The organism is Escherichia sp. MOD1-EC7003 (assembly GCF_002965065.1).
GTDB lineage: Bacteria > Pseudomonadota > Gammaproteobacteria > Enterobacterales > Enterobacteriaceae > Escherichia.
Genome location: NZ_PTRE01000057.1, coordinates 1 through 16625, shown reverse-complemented (window position 1 = coordinate 16625; position 16625 = coordinate 1). Strand labels below are relative to the sequence as shown.

The following is a 16625-nucleotide window of genomic DNA, read 5'->3' as shown; positions in this document are numbered from 1 at the left end:
CGTTCTCCTGTGATTAAACATGGAGATCCCGAAAAGGGATCCCTTTGACCAGTCGTGCCGCGTTATTACCGGTGTTACGTTGGGCCTGACTGTCCTGATGATGCATCAGCGTAAAAAGCGGCGCAGATGCGGGTAAATTCTTGTAATGCACGACCAGTGTGCGTCGGTCGCAGGCAATGCCAACCAGCAGCGGCGAACTGCGTGCCGCCTGCCAGGCGCTGTCAACGACATCTCCAGCCGGGTGATGTTGGATCAGGAAAGGGATGCCTTCCTCTTCGATACCCAGCAACACTTCGTGCCAGAGGCTGGCGCAGTCGTCGATAGCGGTAATGACGATAGCCGGGGCGCTGTGATTACTGTCCATGAGCAAATTCCTTGTGCCAGGAGAGAATCAGGCCGGTGGCCACCGCGTTTCTTGGGCCTTCACTGCCACGAATATTCCCCCGTCCGGCGACCAGACGGTAGTGCGCCAGCGCATCGGTGACCAGCTGCGGAACTTCGAAATCCAGCGACGAGCCGCCGACCAGCACCACGAACGGAATATCGCGAATATTGCCGGTTGGGCTGACCTGACGCAGCGCGCGCAGGGCGTTGGTGACAAAGACGCGCTCTTTGGCGCTGCGGCGAATAGCGCGCACTTTTTCCAGCGCTAAATCGCCGGGAAGCGGCACCAGTTCGTCCGGTTTCACCACGCAGACGCGGGCGAATACGGCAGGAGGCAGCGGCGTTGAGAAGAACTGGACGCTGCCGTCTTCGTGGCGTAAATGGAACAGACTTTCGACCTTAGCCAGCGGGTATTTCTTGATCTCTTCCGCCAGATAGCGATCTTCCAGCCCCAGTTCGCGGGCAATGATCATCGTGACCATATCGCCTGCCCCGGCGAGATGGGTGGCGATAATTTCGCCTTTAGGGTTGATGATGGACGCATCCGTAGAACCCGCGCCGAGATCGAGGATCGCCAGCGGTCGGGTGGTGCCTGGCGTGGTCAGCGCGCCCAGAATGGCGGCTTCAGCCTCCGCGCCGCCGATCTGCACGTCGATATTGAGCTTCTGTTCGATTTCACGGGCAATCATCGCCATTTGCAGACGGTCTGATTTCACCATCGAGGCGATGCCGACGGCCTGCTCCAGCGAGAACTCCCCGGCCAGACCGCCGGTGACGCTCACCGGAACCGAGGTGTCAACGGCCAGTAGATCCTGAATGAAAATCTCGTTGCTGGGTTTGTTGGTCAGTTCGGCCATGGTCTGGCGCACGTGTTCCAGCATGCCGCCGATATTGGTCCCGGCCTCACCGGTGACGTTATCGAGTTTGCTGCAACTATCGACCGCTTTCATGATGGCTTCGGCACCGGCGGCAACATCCACGCGCACGGTTCGGCCCTGCGCCTGTAGCTCCAGGTTACCGGCGGGGATCGCACGTGCTTTGACGTCGCCGGATGGTGTTTTGACCACCACGGCAGAACGGTTGCCAATCAGCGCACGCGCCATCGGGACGATGTTTTTCGTCTCATCGGCGTTAAGATTAAATACGGTGGCGATGCCGTAAGGGTTAGAGAGGGTTTCGATAACCTTTCCCGGCACGGCGACTTCAATCGCCGCCAGCATCCCCAGCGGAATGCGGTCGATGTACAGAACTTCGTCAACGATCGGCAGCGATTGTTCCAGCCGGTTGCTGACCAGTACGCCATCGTCGCGCTGCAAAATGACGCCGGTAATCTGGTATCCGGCGCGCATTGAGGCGTTGATAACATTGGCGATATCGGCAAAATCAAAGGCTGACGATACCACCAGAATATAGGACGAGTCTGCCGGGCGGGTTAACAGCTCCTCCGGCGTAATCGTGATACCTACACCAAGGCCTACTCCCCCCGGCGTTTTTGGGTTATGGCCGATCATTGTCGATTCGGTGATGATGGTTTCGGTAATGGTCTCCATCGCCACATCGCCAATCACCGGCGTGGCTTCGTTAATGCGGATGAGCGAAATATCGCTGACATTGATCCCCGCGCGCTTTGCGACGAGGGCGAGTGCTTCCTGAATGCCGAACACGTTACGCAACGTGCCTTTGATCCCGGTCGTTTCTGCCAGCGCGCTGTGCGTAATCGTCAGGGCGCCAGTCTCATCTTGCCGCGCCAGCGCGACTTCCGTTGATGAGTTACCAATATCAATGCCAGCTATATATCGCATACGAAATCCTTAATCGTCGCCTTTGAGTTTTTTACGCTCAACGTACAGCACTGCCGCTTCACGAACGAAAGCTGCGCAAATCTTTGCCTGATAACGGTTTTCGAGATCGTCGGCGATAGCAAGCAGCTCTTCTTTCGTTGAACGATACGGACGAAGGGCGTTGTAGATTTCAAGAATGCGGTCATCCGGTACCGCGGTCAGTTCGGCGGCGCGTTCGAAGTTCATCGCCAGCCGGTCGCGGCCCGCATCTTTGGCGATAGACGCCTGTAAGCGCAGGGTTTCCGGGGTAATACGCATATCCTGAGCGGTGACTTTATTGCTCAGTACGTTTTCCAGCGTAAAGTCGTCCAGTGTTTTATTGGTGGCGGTTTTCACCCATTCCGGGTGCTTGTTCGCCAGCGGGTAGTCGCTGACCTTTGCGCTGCGGGACGTGCCGCCTGCCGCAGGAGCTGCTGCTGGCGCCTCACCTTGCAGGCTGTTCATGCGGCTCAATACGTCCCGGACCATCGATTCAATTGCGTCGGTATTCATGGAGTTATCCTTTATCAAAGTGCCACGCGCAGTTCCTGCGGGTTTTTGCCCGTCACGACGTACTTGGTCTCTTTAATGTGCAAAATGGCCGACTTTGCCTGGTACTTCGGGCGTGCCATCTGGTCATTCAGCGTAGGGACCGGCTGCGGTGATTCGCGTTTCGCATAACGAGCGGCGTTTTTACCAATCTGACGGTAGGTTTCCAGCGTCAGCAGCGGTGCCTGCGGGAACAGCTCCAGGTTGGAGAGCGGCGGTAGCCCCTGCTGGTGAATAACCGTAGTGCCTTTCGACTGGATGCCGATGGAGATGCCGGAGCCGCTCAGGCGGTTACCTTCAACGGCGACGAACGCCACGTCGGAAGATTTAAAGCAGCGAATTACGCGCGCCTTGATGCCTTCTTCTTCAATACCGGCAATGACTTCGCGCAGAATGCTCTTATGCGGTAAGCCCACGATATTGACGGTCTGAGACAGGCCAAATGCCGGGCCAACGGCGATAACCACTTCGTCCTGCTGCGTGCCCTGGCGTGCTTCGCCTACTTCCGTCAGGAAACTGTCGCCGGCAGGCGCAGTGGTCTGTGGTGCTGTGGATGCCGCAGGCGCATTAAACGAGACGGGTTTATCGCTGCCCTTCATATCGCGGAGCACGTCTTCAATTATCTGGCGCAGCAATTTTTCATTAATTTCCATTTCTCACCCCTTAATCAATCTCGTTGGGATCAAGAGCGCCAGGGATGTTTTTAATCTCTTCCCAGCGTTCTCCCTGCAGGCGATAACCCGTTGCCGGACCGGCATAGTCATTGACGTCATTGACCGCAGAGAGCACCTGTCCGTCGCCGACGATGATCGCGGAGGTGTGCAGATAGTCCCCGGTCAACTTGGCTTTCTGGATATTCAGCATGTCCTGGGCCACGTCGGTAAACCCGCCCTGCGCCAGCGCTTTAACGACTTCCAGACCGTTGCGGTTTTTATTGATGATTTCCTGGGCGAACTTGATGTCTTCGACGATGTTACGCTCCGGCATATCTTTCGAACCGTGGGCATAGGTCGCGGCTTCAACTTCTTCATCGGTAATCGGCGGCAGTCCCATTCCGGCAAACACAGCCTGCAGCGCACGGGCGGCTTTGTTACGGATGGCGATAACGTCCTCTTCGCGAACCGGGCGCAGACCGCCGTCCACTTTCAGGTCGCGCTGGATAACGTTGTAGTCGTCAAAGTCTTCCGCATCCTCGTTGGAACCGGCGAACATGTTGTCGTAGTTCGGCACCGCGGAATAACCAGAGGAGATAAAGTCGGTACCCGGCAGGAACTGCATCAGCAGGCGCGCGGTACGACGCATATCGGAGTGGGTGAAGGTCTGGTCGTTACTGGAGGCGCATTCCAGATCCAGCGACGAGCAGATCAGGTTTTCTGCCAGTACGGCACGAATGCCTGACGGCACGGCAGACGGTACGCCGATACAGCTTACGGAGCCGTTTTGCAGTCCCTGCACGCCAGCCGCTTTGGTGATATAGATGCAGCGCGCTTCCAGATACAGCATCGATTTGCCTTCGGCGTAGCCCATCTGCACTTCGGAACCGGAGCCGGAAGTGAAGCGCATTTTCAGGCCGCGAGAGGCGTAGGAAGAGGCCAGGAAGCCCTTCGACCACGGCGTATCGTCACCATCGGTGAAGACTGGCTCGGTGCCGTAAACGGAAATGGTTTCGGCGTAGCAGGTGTGGCCCAGCATGCCGAGCTTCAGCTCGGTGGCTTCTTCCAGCGAGCATTGCGTCAGTACGCCCGGACGACCAACCTGAGAGCCGACCAATAGCGCGATGGCGTTGAACGGCGCGTAGCGCGCTACCGCAACCGTGGTTTCTTGTTCGTCAAACCCGCGCCATGCGCCTTCGGCGGCGTCGGCGGCAATTTGCACCGGATTATCTTTGACGTTGGTGACGTGCGCCTGCTGAGACGGTGTGCGGCGGGCGCGCATTTTCTGCATCGCCATCATCATCTCAACGACGTTCATATGCGAAACCACTTCGACAATTTTTGCCGGCGTCATCGCGGTGGTCAGCGGGACGATTTCGCTGCGTTTAACGTTAGGATCGCACAGCATGTTCGCCAGCTTAACCGAATCCATCGCCATCACTTCTTCGGCGCGATTCAGGTTGATGCCGTAGCGAGCAATAAAGTGGTCGATCAGGTCGAATTCGCTAACCGGTTTTCCGTCCAGCTCGGTCACCGCGCCGTTAACGATTTTAATTGACGGTTTTGGGTCGTTCGGGCTTTCCATCGCGATAAAGCCTTCTTCGATCCACTCCTTAACGAAGCCGTCCTGATTCACAGGGCGTTTCGCCAGTGCTTCAAATCTTTTCGATCTCATGAATCAGCCTCGTGGGTATCAGATGTAGGACGGGCGATCGTTTTTCGGTTCAGAACCGAGGGTCGCAAGGACGGTTTTGCCGATTTCGCGGGCAGAGGTCACCGCCTGGCGGACCGCGCCGGAGTCGCCGGAAATCACCAGAATAGCTTCGTTACTAAAGCTGGTGCCGTGCGCCGGAGAGCTGTACGCCACGACTTCAACGTTGGCTGACTTCAGCGCGGTATCGGCCATTAGTACGCCTACGGAAGCCGGAGCGCCGACGATAACGCCGCAGGCGCGGCCAATCGGCGCGCCGAACGCTTTTTCCAGCGCGTAGCTGGCGCGAGCGGTGTACTGTAGTTCGATATGTCCGGCTTCGTTGGCATAAACATCACCAAAGGTGCGGTCCAGTTCTTTCAGTGCGACTTCGATACCGCGCTTGACGTCGGAAACGTCGTTGCCACCTAAAATAATCAGCGAACCGTGGCCCGCGCCGCCTTTGGTATCGCGCGGCAGCTCAATGCTGACCACTTCGGTGTTGGTGGCTTTCACCGCTTCGTCTGCCGCCATAATGTGTGGGCCTGCGCCGGTGCGGGCGCCGAGAATGCCGATGGAGCGATAGCGCTTCTCAAGCTTCATCGCATCCAGCAGGGCGGTATCGACGTTAGCGATAACCAGGCCAAGGGTGTCGCCAATGGCGGTCCCGACAAATTCCGTTAAACTGCAGCTTTTTTCTGCCATAGCCGTCTCTCGTATTGGGTGGTTTTCAGTAGGGATGGCCTGCTGTTCCGGCGTTGCCACACGGGCAATCACCTGCGCCATGATCTGTTCAACCAGCTCATTGCTGCTCATTAGCTAATTCCCTTCGGTAAGATTTTTTCTACATCGGTGTGAGGGCGTGGGATGACGTGTACGGCTTTCACTTCACCCACGTTGCGTGCGGCCGTAGCCCCAGCATCGGTGGCCGCTTTTACCGCGCCAACATCACCGCGCACAATGACGGTTACCAGCCCGGAGCCAATCTTTTCATAGCCCACTAACATCACATTGGCCGATTTAACCATTGCATCAGCGGCCTCTATGGCTGCGGTTAAGCCTTTGGTTTCTACCATTCCTAGTGCTTCTTGTTGCATAAAGACCTCGCATGGAGTGTTCCGATAGTTGGGACTATAAGAAGATGCGAGGAAAAAGAATGGCTGACTTGGATTTGATGGTGAAAAAATAGTGGATATTCAATAATATAAAATTGCTATGTTGATTTTTAATTTGCTGATTTATATAGATTTTTTAATTTGAGTGAATGTGATTATTTTGTTTTGTATATTCCACATTTACAAAATTGTTCATGACGTTTTTAAATTTTTCTGCTATGCGAAAAAACTGATATGTGATGTTTGTTGGAAAACGATGAGTTGGTTTTAGCAATATTTTTGCATGTTGTGAGGCCCTCGTAATTGCAAAAGCTACGCGTGATAAGTGCCATCGTCGATTATTTAATGACAATAATTTGTTATTGATACCCGAATTTTCCGGCAATACCGCCAGCAGGTTGCCAACAATTTTCGGAAGGGAGTTCATATAGTGATGACCGTTGTACTCTACTGCCAGCAGGATGTTGGCTGGTCAGGACACGAACTCTGCTAAGAAGGTGTCATAATGAATGATTCGTTAAAAGCGCAATGTACCGCCGAGTTTCTGGGCACCGGGCTGTTTTTGTTTTTCGGTATCGGCTGCCTGAGCGCGTTAAAGGTAGCGGGAGCAAGCCTCGGATTGTGGGAAATTTGCATTATCTGGGGTCTGGGGATCTCGCTTGCTGTGTATCTGACTTCGGGAATATCCGGCGGGCATCTCAACCCAGCCGTAACCGTCGCTTTATGGTTGTTTGCCAGTTTTCCAGCTCGAAAAGTGTTCCCCTACATTATTGCACAGGTCGCGGGTGCCTTTGGCGGCGCAGTGCTGGCCTATGTGCTTTACAGCACGATGTTTACCGAGTTTGAAGCCGCACACCATATCGCTCGCGGTAGCGTAGAAAGCCTGCAACTGGCGAGTATTTTCAGCACTTACCCGGCGGCATCGCTGAGCATCTGGCATGCAGCGCTGGTTGAAGTGGTGATTACCTCCATGCTGATGGGCATGATTATGGCGCTGACCGACGATGGCAACGGCGTGCCAAAAGGGCCGCTGGCACCGCTGCTGATCGGCATTTTGGTGGCGGTTATTGGCGCTTCAACCGGGCCGCTGACCGGTTTTGCGATGAATCCGGCGCGTGATTTTGGACCGAAGCTGTTTACATGGATGGCGGGCTGGGGCGATATTGCGATGACCGGCGGCAGAGATATTCCGTACTTTATTGTGCCGATTGTCGCGCCGTTAATTGGGGCCTGTCTGGGGGCGGCTGTCTATCGTTATCTGATTGGTAATAATACCTGTAAGTTAGAGGATTAATGCATACGCTGAAATAGCTAAAAATTTTCATGAACCGGTATCACGAAGTCGGCCAAAATGTCTCCCACGGATGGGAGACTTTTGCTATCGTATTATTCTTTTATCGTTGGCGGCAAATAATGATGAAAGGAAGTAAATATTAAAAAAATGTTTTGTTTATAACAAAAAATTAACTGAGAGGTTTTATCATGATTTCTGCGAGTACACTGAACTCAGAACTCATCAATAAAATCGCACAGGATTTTGCACAGGCCACCAGTCTGGCGGTGGTGGTCGTCAATATTCACGGTGATGAAATATCTGAGCTGTTTAATTTCACGCCTTTCTGTCGGCTGATGCGTCAGCACCCCCAGCACAGTACTCGCTGCCGGATGAGCGACCGCTGCGGCGGTCTCGATGCGTCAAAAACCGATCAGCTCTGTATCTATCGCTGCCACGCCGGATTAACCGATTTTGCCATCCCTCTGGTCATTGCCGGACACCTTGTGGGTTTTGTGCTATGTGGGCAGGTGCGCTTAAGCAATGATGTTGAGCTGGTCGACATTCTCAACGTGGACGATCGCTGGCAGGCCGATCCTGAGCTGGTAAAAGCGTTCCGCGACGTGCCGGAAATGGACTACTCCAGAGTGATTGCTTCTGCCGATTTACTGAAGCTTATTGTCGAAAACTGCCTTAAAAAACAGCTCAATTTTGTGGTGATTAAAGATAACCCGCAGCACCCTGAACCTGCGTGCGCCAGCCGGGTGGCCAGCCCTCACGACAGTAAAATGAAGAAAGCGCTGCGCTATATTGATGCCCATTTATCCGATGAGCTACGCCTGGAAGATGTTGCCGCCCACGTTTATCTCAGCCCTTATTATTTCAGTAAGCTGTTCAAAAAATATCAGGGGATTGGCTTTAACGCCTGGGTAAATCATCAGCGGATGGTGAGCGCCAAAGAGCTGCTTTGCCACAGCGACTGGAGTATCGCCAGCATTGCGCGGAATTTAGGCTTCTCGCAAACCAGCTATTTTTGCAAAGTTTTTCGCCAGACCTATCAGGTGACTCCGCAGGCTTATCGTCAGCAAATTAATGCCAGATCACAGACTGAGTCATTTTAAATGACAATATTTTGTTATTGCCGATTTTTGATATCCCTCTGTATCTGATTCATTATAAAGTGAAAAACTCTCATTAAGAGCAATAAATTGTCATAGCGCAACGAAATAATAATGAGAGAACGTTAAGTTGCACCAGTTTTTATTTATTTGATGGGATAGAGTGTCATCAGAAATGGCTTTCAGACCGCTAGTGGCGTAATGAAACTGCCTTTGTCATTAGATATTAGTAACAATGGGAACCATCCAGTTCCCATGAAATGTTTCGGAAATTATTCGAGCGAGGACGCGTCCCGCTTGAGAAAACCGACAGGTGCCAGGGAAGGGGGTGAGAATCCCCCGCAGCCCCCGCTGCTGTGATGCTGACGAACCCATATTTGACCACTGATCGCGAGATTGGGAAGGATGGGGAAGGACGACGCTAAGCCAGAAGACCTGCCTGTCAGTTATTACCAACAACTTCGGTGGGAAGTGGGTTGCTCAGATGCGTACAGTTGAAAGACTGGGAATGCTCGCAGCCCTTCCACCCGGCACAGGATCGGGGTATGGCAGCCAGGCAGTACGCATTTATTCTCGCAGGGACCGGCAGCGGCTGTGGTAAAACCACCGTTACGCTTGGTCTGCTCAGTCTGTTGAAGCAGCGCGGTATGCGGGTTCAGCCCTGCAAAGTCGGTCCGGATTACCTTGATACCGGCTGGCATACCGCCGTCAGCGGCGTCGCTTCCCGCAACCTCGACAGCTTTATGCTCCCGGAACCAGTGCTCAATGCGCTGTTTTGTGAACAGATGCAGCGGGTGGATATCGCGGTGATCGAAGGTGTCATGGGGCTTTATGACGGCTATGGCACTGACCCGAATTATTGCAGCACCGCCGCGATGGCCAAACAGCTCGGCTGCCCGGTCATTCTGCTGGTGGATGGTAAAGCGGTTTCCACCTCCATCGCCGCCACGGTGATGGGATTTCAGCACTTCGACCCCAGCCTCAATATCGCTGGCGTTATTGTCAATCGCGTCAACAGCGATACTCACTATCAACTACTCAAAAGCGCCATTGAGCGCTACTGCGGGCTTCCAGTTCTCGGCTACGTACCGCGAGTGGAAGGTGTTGCCCTGCCTGAACGGCATCTAGGACTGGTGACCGCCCGAGAGTCGCTGGTGAACCAGCAGCCGTGGCGCGATTTTGCCCAAACGCTGGCGCAAACTCTGGATATTGAACAACTTCTTACTCTCAGCCAGCTTACTGCTTTACCCATCGGGGAGTGGCCTGCGCTACCGTCGCCTGACGCCGGAGCAGGTTTGACGTTGGCGTTGGCCGATGACGAAGCCTTCAACTTTTATTATCCGGATAACCTCACTCTGCTTGAACGCTGTGGGGTGAGTATCGTGCGCTTCAGCCCGCTGCACGATAGCGAATTGCCGCCGTGCCAGATGATCTGGCTTGGCGGTGGCTATCCCGAAATTCATGCCGCCGCGCTGGCGGCCAATACGCCAATGCTGGCGCAGTTGCGGGAAGCGCACCGGCGCGGGGTGGCGATTTACGCCGAATGCGGTGGTCTGATGTATCTCGGTAGCACCCTGGAAGACGCCAGCGGTGAAATTTACCCGATGGCCAATCTTATTCCCGGCCACAGCAAGATGGGCAAACGGCTTACCCGCTTTGGCTACTGCGAGGCGCGGGCGATGCGGCAAACGCTACTGGCAGCTCCCGGTGAAACTTTACGCGGACATGAATTCCACTACTCGGATTTCACCCCGGAAACCCCGGCGGTGCTGGCCTGTCGTAAAGTGCGCGATGGCATAACGCTTCAGCAGTGGTCGGGTGGCTGGCAGGTGGGCAATACCTTTGCCAGCTATCTGCACCTGCACTTTGCTCAGCGCCCCACGATGCTCAGCTATTGGCTGGCTGCGGCAAGGAGCGCCCTATGACGCTGCTGGCCTGGTGCGTTGCCTGGCTCCTCGATTTTATCATCGGAGACCCGCAGAACTGGCCGCATCCGGTGCGCTGGATAGGCAACCTGATCGCCGCCGTTCAGCGTAGCGTGCGCCGCTATTGTCACAGCGACTTTGCTTTACGCGTCGGTGGCGGGGTGATGTGGATAGTTGTGGTCGGACTGACGTGGGGCGTCAGTTGGGGCGTGCTGACGTTAGCGCAGATGATTCATCCGTGGTTTGGTTGGGTGGTTGAGGTGTGGATGATTTTCACCGTACTGGCCGGGCGCTGTCTGGCGCAGTCGGCGCGGGACGTCGAGCGTCCGCTGCGTGCGGGCGATCTGGCAGAAAGCCGCCTCAAACTCTCATGGATTGTCGGGCGCGACACGTCGCAGCTCGAGCCGCAGCAGATTAACCGCGCGGTTGTCGAGACGGTGGCAGAAAACACCGTTGACGGCATTATTGCGCCGCTCTTCTTTCTATTGCTGGGCGGTGTGCCGTTGGCGATGGCCTATAAAGCGGTCAACACTCTCGACTCGATGGTCGGTTACAAGCATGAAAAATACCGCGCCATTGGTATGGTCAGCGCCCGCCTTGATGATGTCGCCAACTATATTCCTGCTCGCCTGAGCTGGCTGCTTATCAGCCTGGCCGCCTTTCTTTGCCGCGAATCGGGTGGTCGCGCACTGCGCATCGGCTGGCGCGATCGCTACAACCACAGCAGTCCGAACTGCGGCTGGTCGGAAGCCGCCGTTGCCGGGGCGCTCGGCATCCGGCTTGGTGGCCCAAACGATTATTTTGGCCAGCGCGTGGAGAAACCATGGATTGGCGACGCGACGCGCGACATTGACGTAGACGATATTTCCCGAACGATTCGACTGATGTGGGTAGCTTCGACCCTGGCACTGGTGCTGTTTATGGCAGCGCGGTACTGGCTGGTCGGCGTGGCCTGAGGACAAATAAATGCACTATATCCAGCAACCACAGGCAATTGAGGCGAAAAGCTTCGACATTATTGGCGAAATTATTGCAGAGACTCGCCCGGACTACCGCTTTGCCAGCCCGCTGCACGAAGCCATTATTAAGCGGGTGATCCACACTACCGCCGATTTTGACTGGCTGGATATTTTGTGGTTTTCGCCCGACGTCCTTGAGCGCCTCTGCGCTGCGTTAAGTCAGCCCTGCATTCTGTATACCGACACCACCATGGCGCTCTCCGGGATCAATAAAACCCTGCTGGCGAAATTTGGCGGCGAGTGCCGCTGTTATATCAGCGACCCGCGTGTGGTGGCTGAGGCGAAAGCGCAGGGGATGACCCGTTCGATGGCGGCGGTCGATATTGCGGTGGCCGAAGAGGGCGAGAAGGTGTTTGTGTTTGGCAATGCCCCCACCGCGCTGTTTCGTCTGCTTGAGCATGATGTCGCGGTGAACGGCGTGATTGGCGTGCCGGTGGGCTTCGTCGGCGCGGCAGAATCAAAAGAGGCTCTGACGCAGAGCGGCCTGCCGGGTATCGCTGCGTTGGGACGTAAAGGCGGCAGTAACGTCGCCGCTGCCATCGTCAACGCCATTTTGTATCACTTGCAGGGGGCGCGATGAGCGAGCAATCCTTTGATGACCCTGTGTGGCACAACGGCAAGGCGTTGCGTAAAGGCTATACCACTGGCTCCTGCGCGACGGCGGCGGCAAAGGTCGCGGCGCTGATGGTGATGCGCCAGCATCTGATTCATCAGGTCTCCATTATTACGCCGTCCGGCGTAACGCTGTGTCTTAACGTCGAGTCGCCGCACGTTGAAGGGCAGCAGGCGATTGCCGCAATCCGTAAAGACGGCGGCGACGACGTTGATGCCACTCACGGGATGCTGATTTTTGCCCGCGTGACGCTTAATGATTCTTCTGAGATTACGCTGCGCGGTGGCGAGGGCATTGGCACGATAACGCGCAAAGGGATTGGCCTGCCCATCGGCAGCCCGGCGATTAACCGTACTCCGCGCCACACCATTGAGTCAGCGGTGCGCGAAGCGATTGGCCCGTCACGCGGGGCAGAGGTAGAAATCTTCGCACCGGAAGGCGAAGAGCGGGCGAAGAAAACCTACAACTCGCGGCTCGGAATTTTAGGTGGCATCTCGATTATCGGCACCACCGGGATCGTCACGCCGATGTCGGAGGAGAGCTGGAAACGTTCGCTGTCGCTTGAGCTGGAGATCAAACGTGCGGCTGGGCTGGATCGCGTGGTGCTGGTGCCGGGCAACCACGGCGAGCGCTTTGTTCGCGAGCAGATGGGGATTGATTCTCAGGTGGTGGTCACCATGAGCAATTTCGTCGGCTACATGATTGAAGAAGCCGTGCGCCTCGGGTTCCGTCAGATTGTGCTGATCGGCCATCCCGGCAAGCTGATTAAAATTGCCGCCGGTATTTTCCATACTCACAGCCATATTGCCGATGCGCGGATGGAAACGCTCGTCGCGCACCTGGCGCTGCTCGGCGCGCCGCTGGAGCTTCTGCGGCTGGTCAGCGAATGCGATACCACCGAAGCGGCGATGGAACATATCGACGAGTACGGCTTTCAGCATATCTACGACCATCTTGCTGAGCGCATCTGCCTGCGGGTGATGCAGATGCTGCGCTTTACCAAAACGCCGCCCACCTGCGACGCCATCATGTTCTCCTTTGATAACAAGGTTCTCGGCAGCAATCGCCCGGTCGAAGAGATCGCACGGGAGATGTCATGTTAACGGTGGTCGGTATGGGGCCGTCGGGACTGCATCTGATGACCCCCGCGGCGCGGGAAGCGGTGGCGACGGCAGACGCTTTGGTCGGCGGCAAGCGGCATTTATTGCAGTTCCCTGAATTTCACGGCGAGCAGTTTACGCTGGGCGCCAATATTGCTGAGTTGCTGGAGTGGCTCAGCGAGCGCGAAGCGCAGCAAGTGGTGGTGCTGGCCTCCGGCGACCCGCTGTTTTACGGCATTGGCACGCGGCTGATTGCCCACTTTGGCATCGAACGCGTGCGTGTTATCCCCGGCATCAGCGCGGTGCAGTACCTGTGCGCCCGCGCCGGAATCGATATGAACGATATCTGGCTGACCAGCAGCCACGGGCGTGACGTCTGCTTTGATGAACTGGCGCGCCATCGCAAAGTGGCGATGGTGACCGACGGGCGCTGCGGGCCGCGTGAAATCGCCACCCAGTTGGTGGCGCGGGGAAAAGGGTATCGCTGGATGGTGATTGGCGAAAATCTGGCGATGGAAAATGAGCGCATTCACTGGCTGCCGGTTAGTGAGGTTGACGCTGAATATGAAATGAACGCGGTGGTGATCCTCGATGAAAGATGAGCTTTTTCTGCGCGGCGAGAAAGTGCCGATGACCAAAGAGGCGGTTCGCGCGTTGGCGCTGGCCAAACTTGAACTGCACCGGGCAAGCCACCTGATTGATATCGGCGCCGGTACTGGCAGCGTGTCGATTGAGGCAGCGCTGCAATATCCCTCGTTACAGGTGACGGCGGTCGAACGTAATCCGGCGGCGCTGCAATTGCTGGACGAAAATCGCCAGCATTTCGCCTGCGGCAACATTGAAATCCTGCCCGGTGAAGCGCCGATGGTAATGACCGAGCGGGCTGACGCCATTTTTATGGGCGGCAGCGGCGGTCATCTTGGAGAACTGATTGACTGGTCCTGGCAGCAGCTCTATCCCGGAGGCCGTCTGGTGATGACCTTTATTTTGCAAGAAAACCTGAACGCCGCCCTCGACTACCTGCAACAGCGGGGGATCGAACAGGTCGATTGCCTCCAGCTTAACGTTTCGTCGCTGACCCGGCTTGGCAGCGGCCACTATTTCAAACCGAATAATCCCGTTTTTGTTATCGCCTGTCAGAAGGAAGAAAACCATGGCTGAGACATTTGATCCCCGTAGTGTGTGGTTCGTTGGCGCAGGGCCGGGCGATCGTGAGCTGATTACCCTCAAGGGCTACCGCTTGTTGCAGCAGGCCCAGGTCGTTATTTACGCCGGTTCGCTGATAAACACCGAATTACTGGAGTATTGCCCCGCAGGGGCAGAGTGCCACGACAGCGCCGAGCTGCATCTGGAGCAAATTCTCGACCTGATGGAAGCCGGGGTAAAAGCCGGGAAAACGGTAGTGCGCTTACAGACCGGAGACGTCTCGCTATACGGCTCGGTACGCGAGCAGGGCGAAGAGCTGACCAAACGCGGCATCGACTGGCAGGTGGTGCCGGGCGTCAGCGCCTTTTTGGGTGCGGCGGCAGAGCTGGGTGTCGAGTACACCGTGCCGGAGGTCTCTCAGAGCCTGATTATTACCCGTCTTGAAGGGCGCACGCCGGTGCCGGAACGCGAGCAGCTTGAATCCTTTGCCAGCCACCAGACCTCGATGGCGATTTATCTCTCGGTGCAGCGCATTCATCGGGTGGCAGAACGCCTGATAGAAGGTGGCTATCCGGCCACCACGCCGGTGGCGGTTATCTATAAAGCGACCTGGCCGGAAAGCCAGACCGTGCGCGGCACGTTGGCCGATATCGGCGACAAGGTGCGCGATGCGGGGATCCGTAAAACGGCGCTCATTCTGGTCGGGAATTTTCTTGGGGATGAGTATCACTACTCAAAACTCTACGCGGCAGACTTTAGCCATGAATACCGTAAAGCCTGAATCTATCGCTCTTTTCTGCCTGACCCCCGGTGGCGTAACGCTGGCTAAACGGCTGGCGGCAATGCTGCCGTTAACCTGCTTTACCAGCGAGAAGCTGCTGGAGGAGGGGTTTCTGCCCTTTGAAAACGGCTTCGCCAATGCCGCGCGCGAGGCCTTCAGCAGCTACTCGGCACTGATTTTCATCGGCGCGACAGGTATCGCGGTGCGCGTGCTGGCGCCGCTGATTAATGACAAGTTCAGCGACCCGGCGGTGGTGGTGATCGATGAACGCGGGCAGCACGTCATCAGCCTGCTCTCCGGTCACGCGGGCGGGGCTAATGCTCTGAGCCGCTATCTGGCGGGAATACTGGGTGCAGATCCGGTGATCACCACCGCCACCGACGTTAACGATATGGCGGCTCTGGATACGCTGGCATTCCAGCTTAATGCGCGAATGACCGACTTCCGCGCGGCGGTGAAAATCGTCAACCAGATGCTGGTCAGCCATCAGCGCGTCGGCCTGTGGTGGGATGAAGAGCTGAATGAGGACGTCAATCACTGCGACCGGCGCGGGTTTATCACCGTCTCTGACCTGAGTCAGCTTCCCGAACTGGATGCGCTTATCTGTATCACCTTGCGTAACGAACTGCCGGAGATCGCCATACCGCACTGGAAGCTGGTGCCGCAGCGCGTCGTTGCGGGCATCGGCTGCCGTCGTGATACGCCGTTCCCGCTGTTAGCGGCGCTGCTGGCGCGTCAGCTTGAAGCGCAGCGCCTTGACCCGCTGGCCCTGAAAGCCATCGGCAGCGTTACGCTGAAAAAACACGAGCAGGGGCTTATCCAGCTGGCCTCCTACTGCCGCGTGCCGTTTGAAACCTTTACCGCTGACGCGCTGCGTGAGCATGAACACCACTTCCCTTCGTCTTCGTTTGTTCGCCAAACGGTGGGGGTTGGGAGCGTATCGGGGCCGGCGGCGTGGCTGCTGAGCCACGGGCAACTGTTGGGCGAAACCCTGCGCGAACAGGGCGTCACTATTACTTTGGGAGTTTCACACTGATGTTAAGCGTAATCGGGATTGGCCCTGGCTCACAATCAATGATGACCATGGAAGCGATTGAGGCGTTACAGGCGGCAGAAATCGTCGTCGGTTATAAGACCTACACCCACCTGGTGAAAGCCTTTACCGGCGACAAGCAGGTGATTAAAACCGGGATGTGTAAAGAGATTGAACGCTGCCAGACGGCGATTGAACTGGCGCAGGCCGGGCATAACGTGGCGCTGATTAGCAGCGGCGACGCCGGTATTTACGGCATGGCGGGACTGGTGCTGGAGCTGGTGAGCAAGCAGAAGCTGGATGTGGAAGTTCGCCTTATTCCAGGGATGACCGCCAGTATCGCCGCCGCCTCGCTGCTGGGTGCGCCGCTGATGCACGACTTCTGTCATATCAGCCTCAGCGACTT

At 56.2% G+C, this 16625-nt stretch carries 18 protein-coding genes and 1 riboswitch; of the genes, 11 read left to right on the top strand and 7 right to left on the bottom strand.

Annotated elements, in window-relative coordinates:
* Positions 1 to 13 precede the first annotated feature (13 nt).
* Genes pduH through pduA form a run of 7 tightly spaced genes read right to left on the bottom strand, consistent with a single transcriptional unit; the run spans position 14 to position 6193 of the window.
* Entirely contained in the window at positions 14 to 364 is a 351-nt protein-coding gene (pduH, locus tag A7090_RS10755; protein ID WP_105274027.1) for a propanediol dehydratase reactivase beta subunit PduH, read from the bottom strand.
* Positions 354 to 2186 carry a propanediol dehydratase reactivase alpha subunit PduG gene (gene pduG, locus A7090_RS10750; protein WP_105274026.1) on the bottom strand — a complete coding sequence of 611 codons (1833 nt, stop codon included), beginning with the start codon at positions 2184 to 2186 and terminating at the stop codon, positions 354 to 356. The genes pduH and pduG overlap by 11 nt, the downstream gene beginning before the upstream one ends.
* 9 nt (positions 2187 to 2195) lie before the next feature.
* Positions 2196 to 2717, bottom strand: coding sequence for a propanediol dehydratase small subunit PduE (gene pduE, locus A7090_RS10745; protein WP_105274025.1), 522 nt, complete (start codon positions 2715 to 2717; stop codon positions 2196 to 2198).
* Between the two features lie 14 nt (positions 2718 to 2731).
* Positions 2732 to 3406: a propanediol dehydratase medium subunit PduD gene (gene pduD, locus A7090_RS10740; protein ID WP_105274024.1), complete on the bottom strand. Its 675-nt coding sequence runs from the start codon at positions 3404 to 3406 to the stop codon at positions 2732 to 2734.
* 10 nt (positions 3407 to 3416) lie between these two features.
* On the bottom strand, positions 3417 to 5081 hold the full coding sequence (gene pduC, locus A7090_RS10735) for a propanediol dehydratase large subunit PduC (protein WP_001256896.1): 1665 nt from the start codon (positions 5079 to 5081) through the stop codon (positions 3417 to 3419).
* Positions 5082 to 5099: 18 nt separating this feature from the next.
* The gene (pduB, locus tag A7090_RS10730; protein WP_105274023.1) at positions 5100 to 5912 is read right to left on the bottom strand and encodes a propanediol utilization microcompartment protein PduB; all 813 of its coding nucleotides are present in this window, start codon (positions 5910 to 5912) and stop codon (positions 5100 to 5102) included.
* Positions 5912 to 6193: a propanediol utilization microcompartment protein PduA gene (gene pduA / locus A7090_RS10725; protein ID WP_105274022.1), complete on the bottom strand. Its 282-nt coding sequence runs from the start codon at positions 6191 to 6193 to the stop codon at positions 5912 to 5914. The genes pduB and pduA overlap by 1 nt, the downstream gene beginning before the upstream one ends.
* Positions 6194 to 6716: 523 nt before the next feature.
* Between pduA and pduF the strand changes: the two genes are divergently transcribed.
* The 11 genes from pduF to A7090_RS10670 form a co-directional block, all read left to right on the top strand.
* Positions 6717 to 7505, top strand: a complete 789-nt coding sequence (pduF, locus tag A7090_RS10720) for a propanediol diffusion facilitator PduF (RefSeq protein ID WP_105274021.1) — start codon at positions 6717 to 6719, stop codon at positions 7503 to 7505.
* A 188-nt stretch (positions 7506 to 7693) separates the two neighbouring features.
* Positions 7694 to 8605: a transcriptional regulator PocR gene (gene pocR / locus A7090_RS10715; RefSeq protein ID WP_105274020.1), complete on the top strand. Its 912-nt coding sequence runs from the start codon at positions 7694 to 7696 to the stop codon at positions 8603 to 8605.
* Positions 8606 to 8896: 291 nt separating this feature from the next.
* A riboswitch (cobalamin riboswitch) is annotated at positions 8897 to 9059 on the top strand.
* An 88-nt stretch (positions 9060 to 9147) separates the two neighbouring features.
* Complete coding sequence (locus A7090_RS10710) at positions 9148 to 10527, top strand: cobyrinate a,c-diamide synthase (protein ID WP_105274019.1); 1380 nt, start codon at positions 9148 to 9150, stop codon at positions 10525 to 10527.
* A complete protein-coding gene (gene cbiB / locus A7090_RS10705) occupies positions 10524 to 11483 on the top strand; it encodes an adenosylcobinamide-phosphate synthase CbiB (protein WP_105274018.1) in 960 nt (319 codons plus the stop codon). Before A7090_RS10710 ends, cbiB begins: the two co-directional genes overlap by 4 nt.
* A 10-nt stretch (positions 11484 to 11493) precedes the next feature.
* Entirely contained in the window at positions 11494 to 12126 is a 633-nt protein-coding gene (locus A7090_RS10700) for a cobalt-precorrin-8 methylmutase (RefSeq protein WP_105274017.1), read from the top strand.
* Positions 12123 to 13262 (top strand): cobalt-precorrin-5B (C(1))-methyltransferase CbiD, encoded by a 1140-nt coding sequence (gene cbiD / locus A7090_RS10695; RefSeq protein ID WP_105274016.1) that lies wholly within the window; start codon positions 12123 to 12125, stop codon positions 13260 to 13262. Before A7090_RS10700 ends, cbiD begins: the two co-directional genes overlap by 4 nt.
* Positions 13256 to 13861: a cobalt-precorrin-7 (C(5))-methyltransferase gene (locus tag A7090_RS10690; protein WP_105274015.1), complete on the top strand. Its 606-nt coding sequence runs from the start codon at positions 13256 to 13258 to the stop codon at positions 13859 to 13861. Before cbiD ends, A7090_RS10690 begins: the two co-directional genes overlap by 7 nt.
* A complete protein-coding gene (locus tag A7090_RS10685) occupies positions 13851 to 14420 on the top strand; it encodes a decarboxylating cobalt-precorrin-6B (C(15))-methyltransferase (protein ID WP_105274014.1) in 570 nt (189 codons plus the stop codon). Before A7090_RS10690 ends, A7090_RS10685 begins: the two co-directional genes overlap by 11 nt.
* Entirely contained in the window at positions 14413 to 15186 is a 774-nt protein-coding gene (locus tag A7090_RS10680) for a cobalt-precorrin-4 methyltransferase (RefSeq protein WP_105274013.1), read from the top strand. Before A7090_RS10685 ends, A7090_RS10680 begins: the two co-directional genes overlap by 8 nt.
* On the top strand, positions 15167 to 16222 hold the full coding sequence (gene cbiG, locus A7090_RS10675) for a cobalt-precorrin 5A hydrolase (RefSeq protein ID WP_105274012.1): 1056 nt from the start codon (positions 15167 to 15169) through the stop codon (positions 16220 to 16222). The genes A7090_RS10680 and cbiG overlap by 20 nt, the downstream gene beginning before the upstream one ends.
* Positions 16222 to 16625 (top strand): SAM-dependent methyltransferase (locus tag A7090_RS10670; RefSeq protein WP_241957270.1); only part of this gene is annotated, 404 nt, incomplete at its 3' end. The genes cbiG and A7090_RS10670, both read left to right, overlap by 1 nt.

Bases quoted from the DNA above. Each gene is read 5' to 3' on its own strand.
- pduG (WP_105274026.1), bottom strand. From the start codon at position 2,186: ATGCGATATATAGCTGGCATTGATATTGGTAACTCATCAACGGAAGTC.
- cbiG (WP_105274012.1), top strand. From the start codon at position 15,167: ATGAATACCGTAAAGCCTGAATCTATCGCTCTTTTCTGCCTGACCCCC.
- A7090_RS10710 (WP_105274019.1), top strand. From the start codon at position 9,148: ATGGCAGCCAGGCAGTACGCATTTATTCTCGCAGGGACCGGCAGCGGC.
- pduF (WP_105274021.1), top strand. From the start codon at position 6,717: ATGAATGATTCGTTAAAAGCGCAATGTACCGCCGAGTTTCTGGGCACC.
- A7090_RS10700 (WP_105274017.1), top strand. From the start codon at position 11,494: ATGCACTATATCCAGCAACCACAGGCAATTGAGGCGAAAAGCTTCGAC.
- cbiD (WP_105274016.1), top strand. From the start codon at position 12,123: ATGAGCGAGCAATCCTTTGATGACCCTGTGTGGCACAACGGCAAGGCG.
- A7090_RS10690 (WP_105274015.1), top strand. From the start codon at position 13,256: ATGTTAACGGTGGTCGGTATGGGGCCGTCGGGACTGCATCTGATGACC.
- A7090_RS10680 (WP_105274013.1), top strand. From the start codon at position 14,413: ATGGCTGAGACATTTGATCCCCGTAGTGTGTGGTTCGTTGGCGCAGGG.
- pduH (WP_105274027.1), bottom strand. From the start codon at position 364: ATGGACAGTAATCACAGCGCCCCGGCTATCGTCATTACCGCTATCGAC.
- cbiB (WP_105274018.1), top strand. From the start codon at position 10,524: ATGACGCTGCTGGCCTGGTGCGTTGCCTGGCTCCTCGATTTTATCATC.
- pduD (WP_105274024.1), bottom strand. From the start codon at position 3,406: ATGGAAATTAATGAAAAATTGCTGCGCCAGATAATTGAAGACGTGCTC.
- pduA (WP_105274022.1), bottom strand. From the start codon at position 6,193: ATGCAACAAGAAGCACTAGGAATGGTAGAAACCAAAGGCTTAACCGCA.
- A7090_RS10685 (WP_105274014.1), top strand. From the start codon at position 13,851: ATGAAAGATGAGCTTTTTCTGCGCGGCGAGAAAGTGCCGATGACCAAA.
- pocR (WP_105274020.1), top strand. From the start codon at position 7,694: ATGATTTCTGCGAGTACACTGAACTCAGAACTCATCAATAAAATCGCA.
- pduB (WP_105274023.1), bottom strand. From the start codon at position 5,912: ATGAGCAGCAATGAGCTGGTTGAACAGATCATGGCGCAGGTGATTGCC.
- pduC (WP_001256896.1), bottom strand. From the start codon at position 5,081: ATGAGATCGAAAAGATTTGAAGCACTGGCGAAACGCCCTGTGAATCAG.
- pduE (WP_105274025.1), bottom strand. From the start codon at position 2,717: ATGAATACCGACGCAATTGAATCGATGGTCCGGGACGTATTGAGCCGC.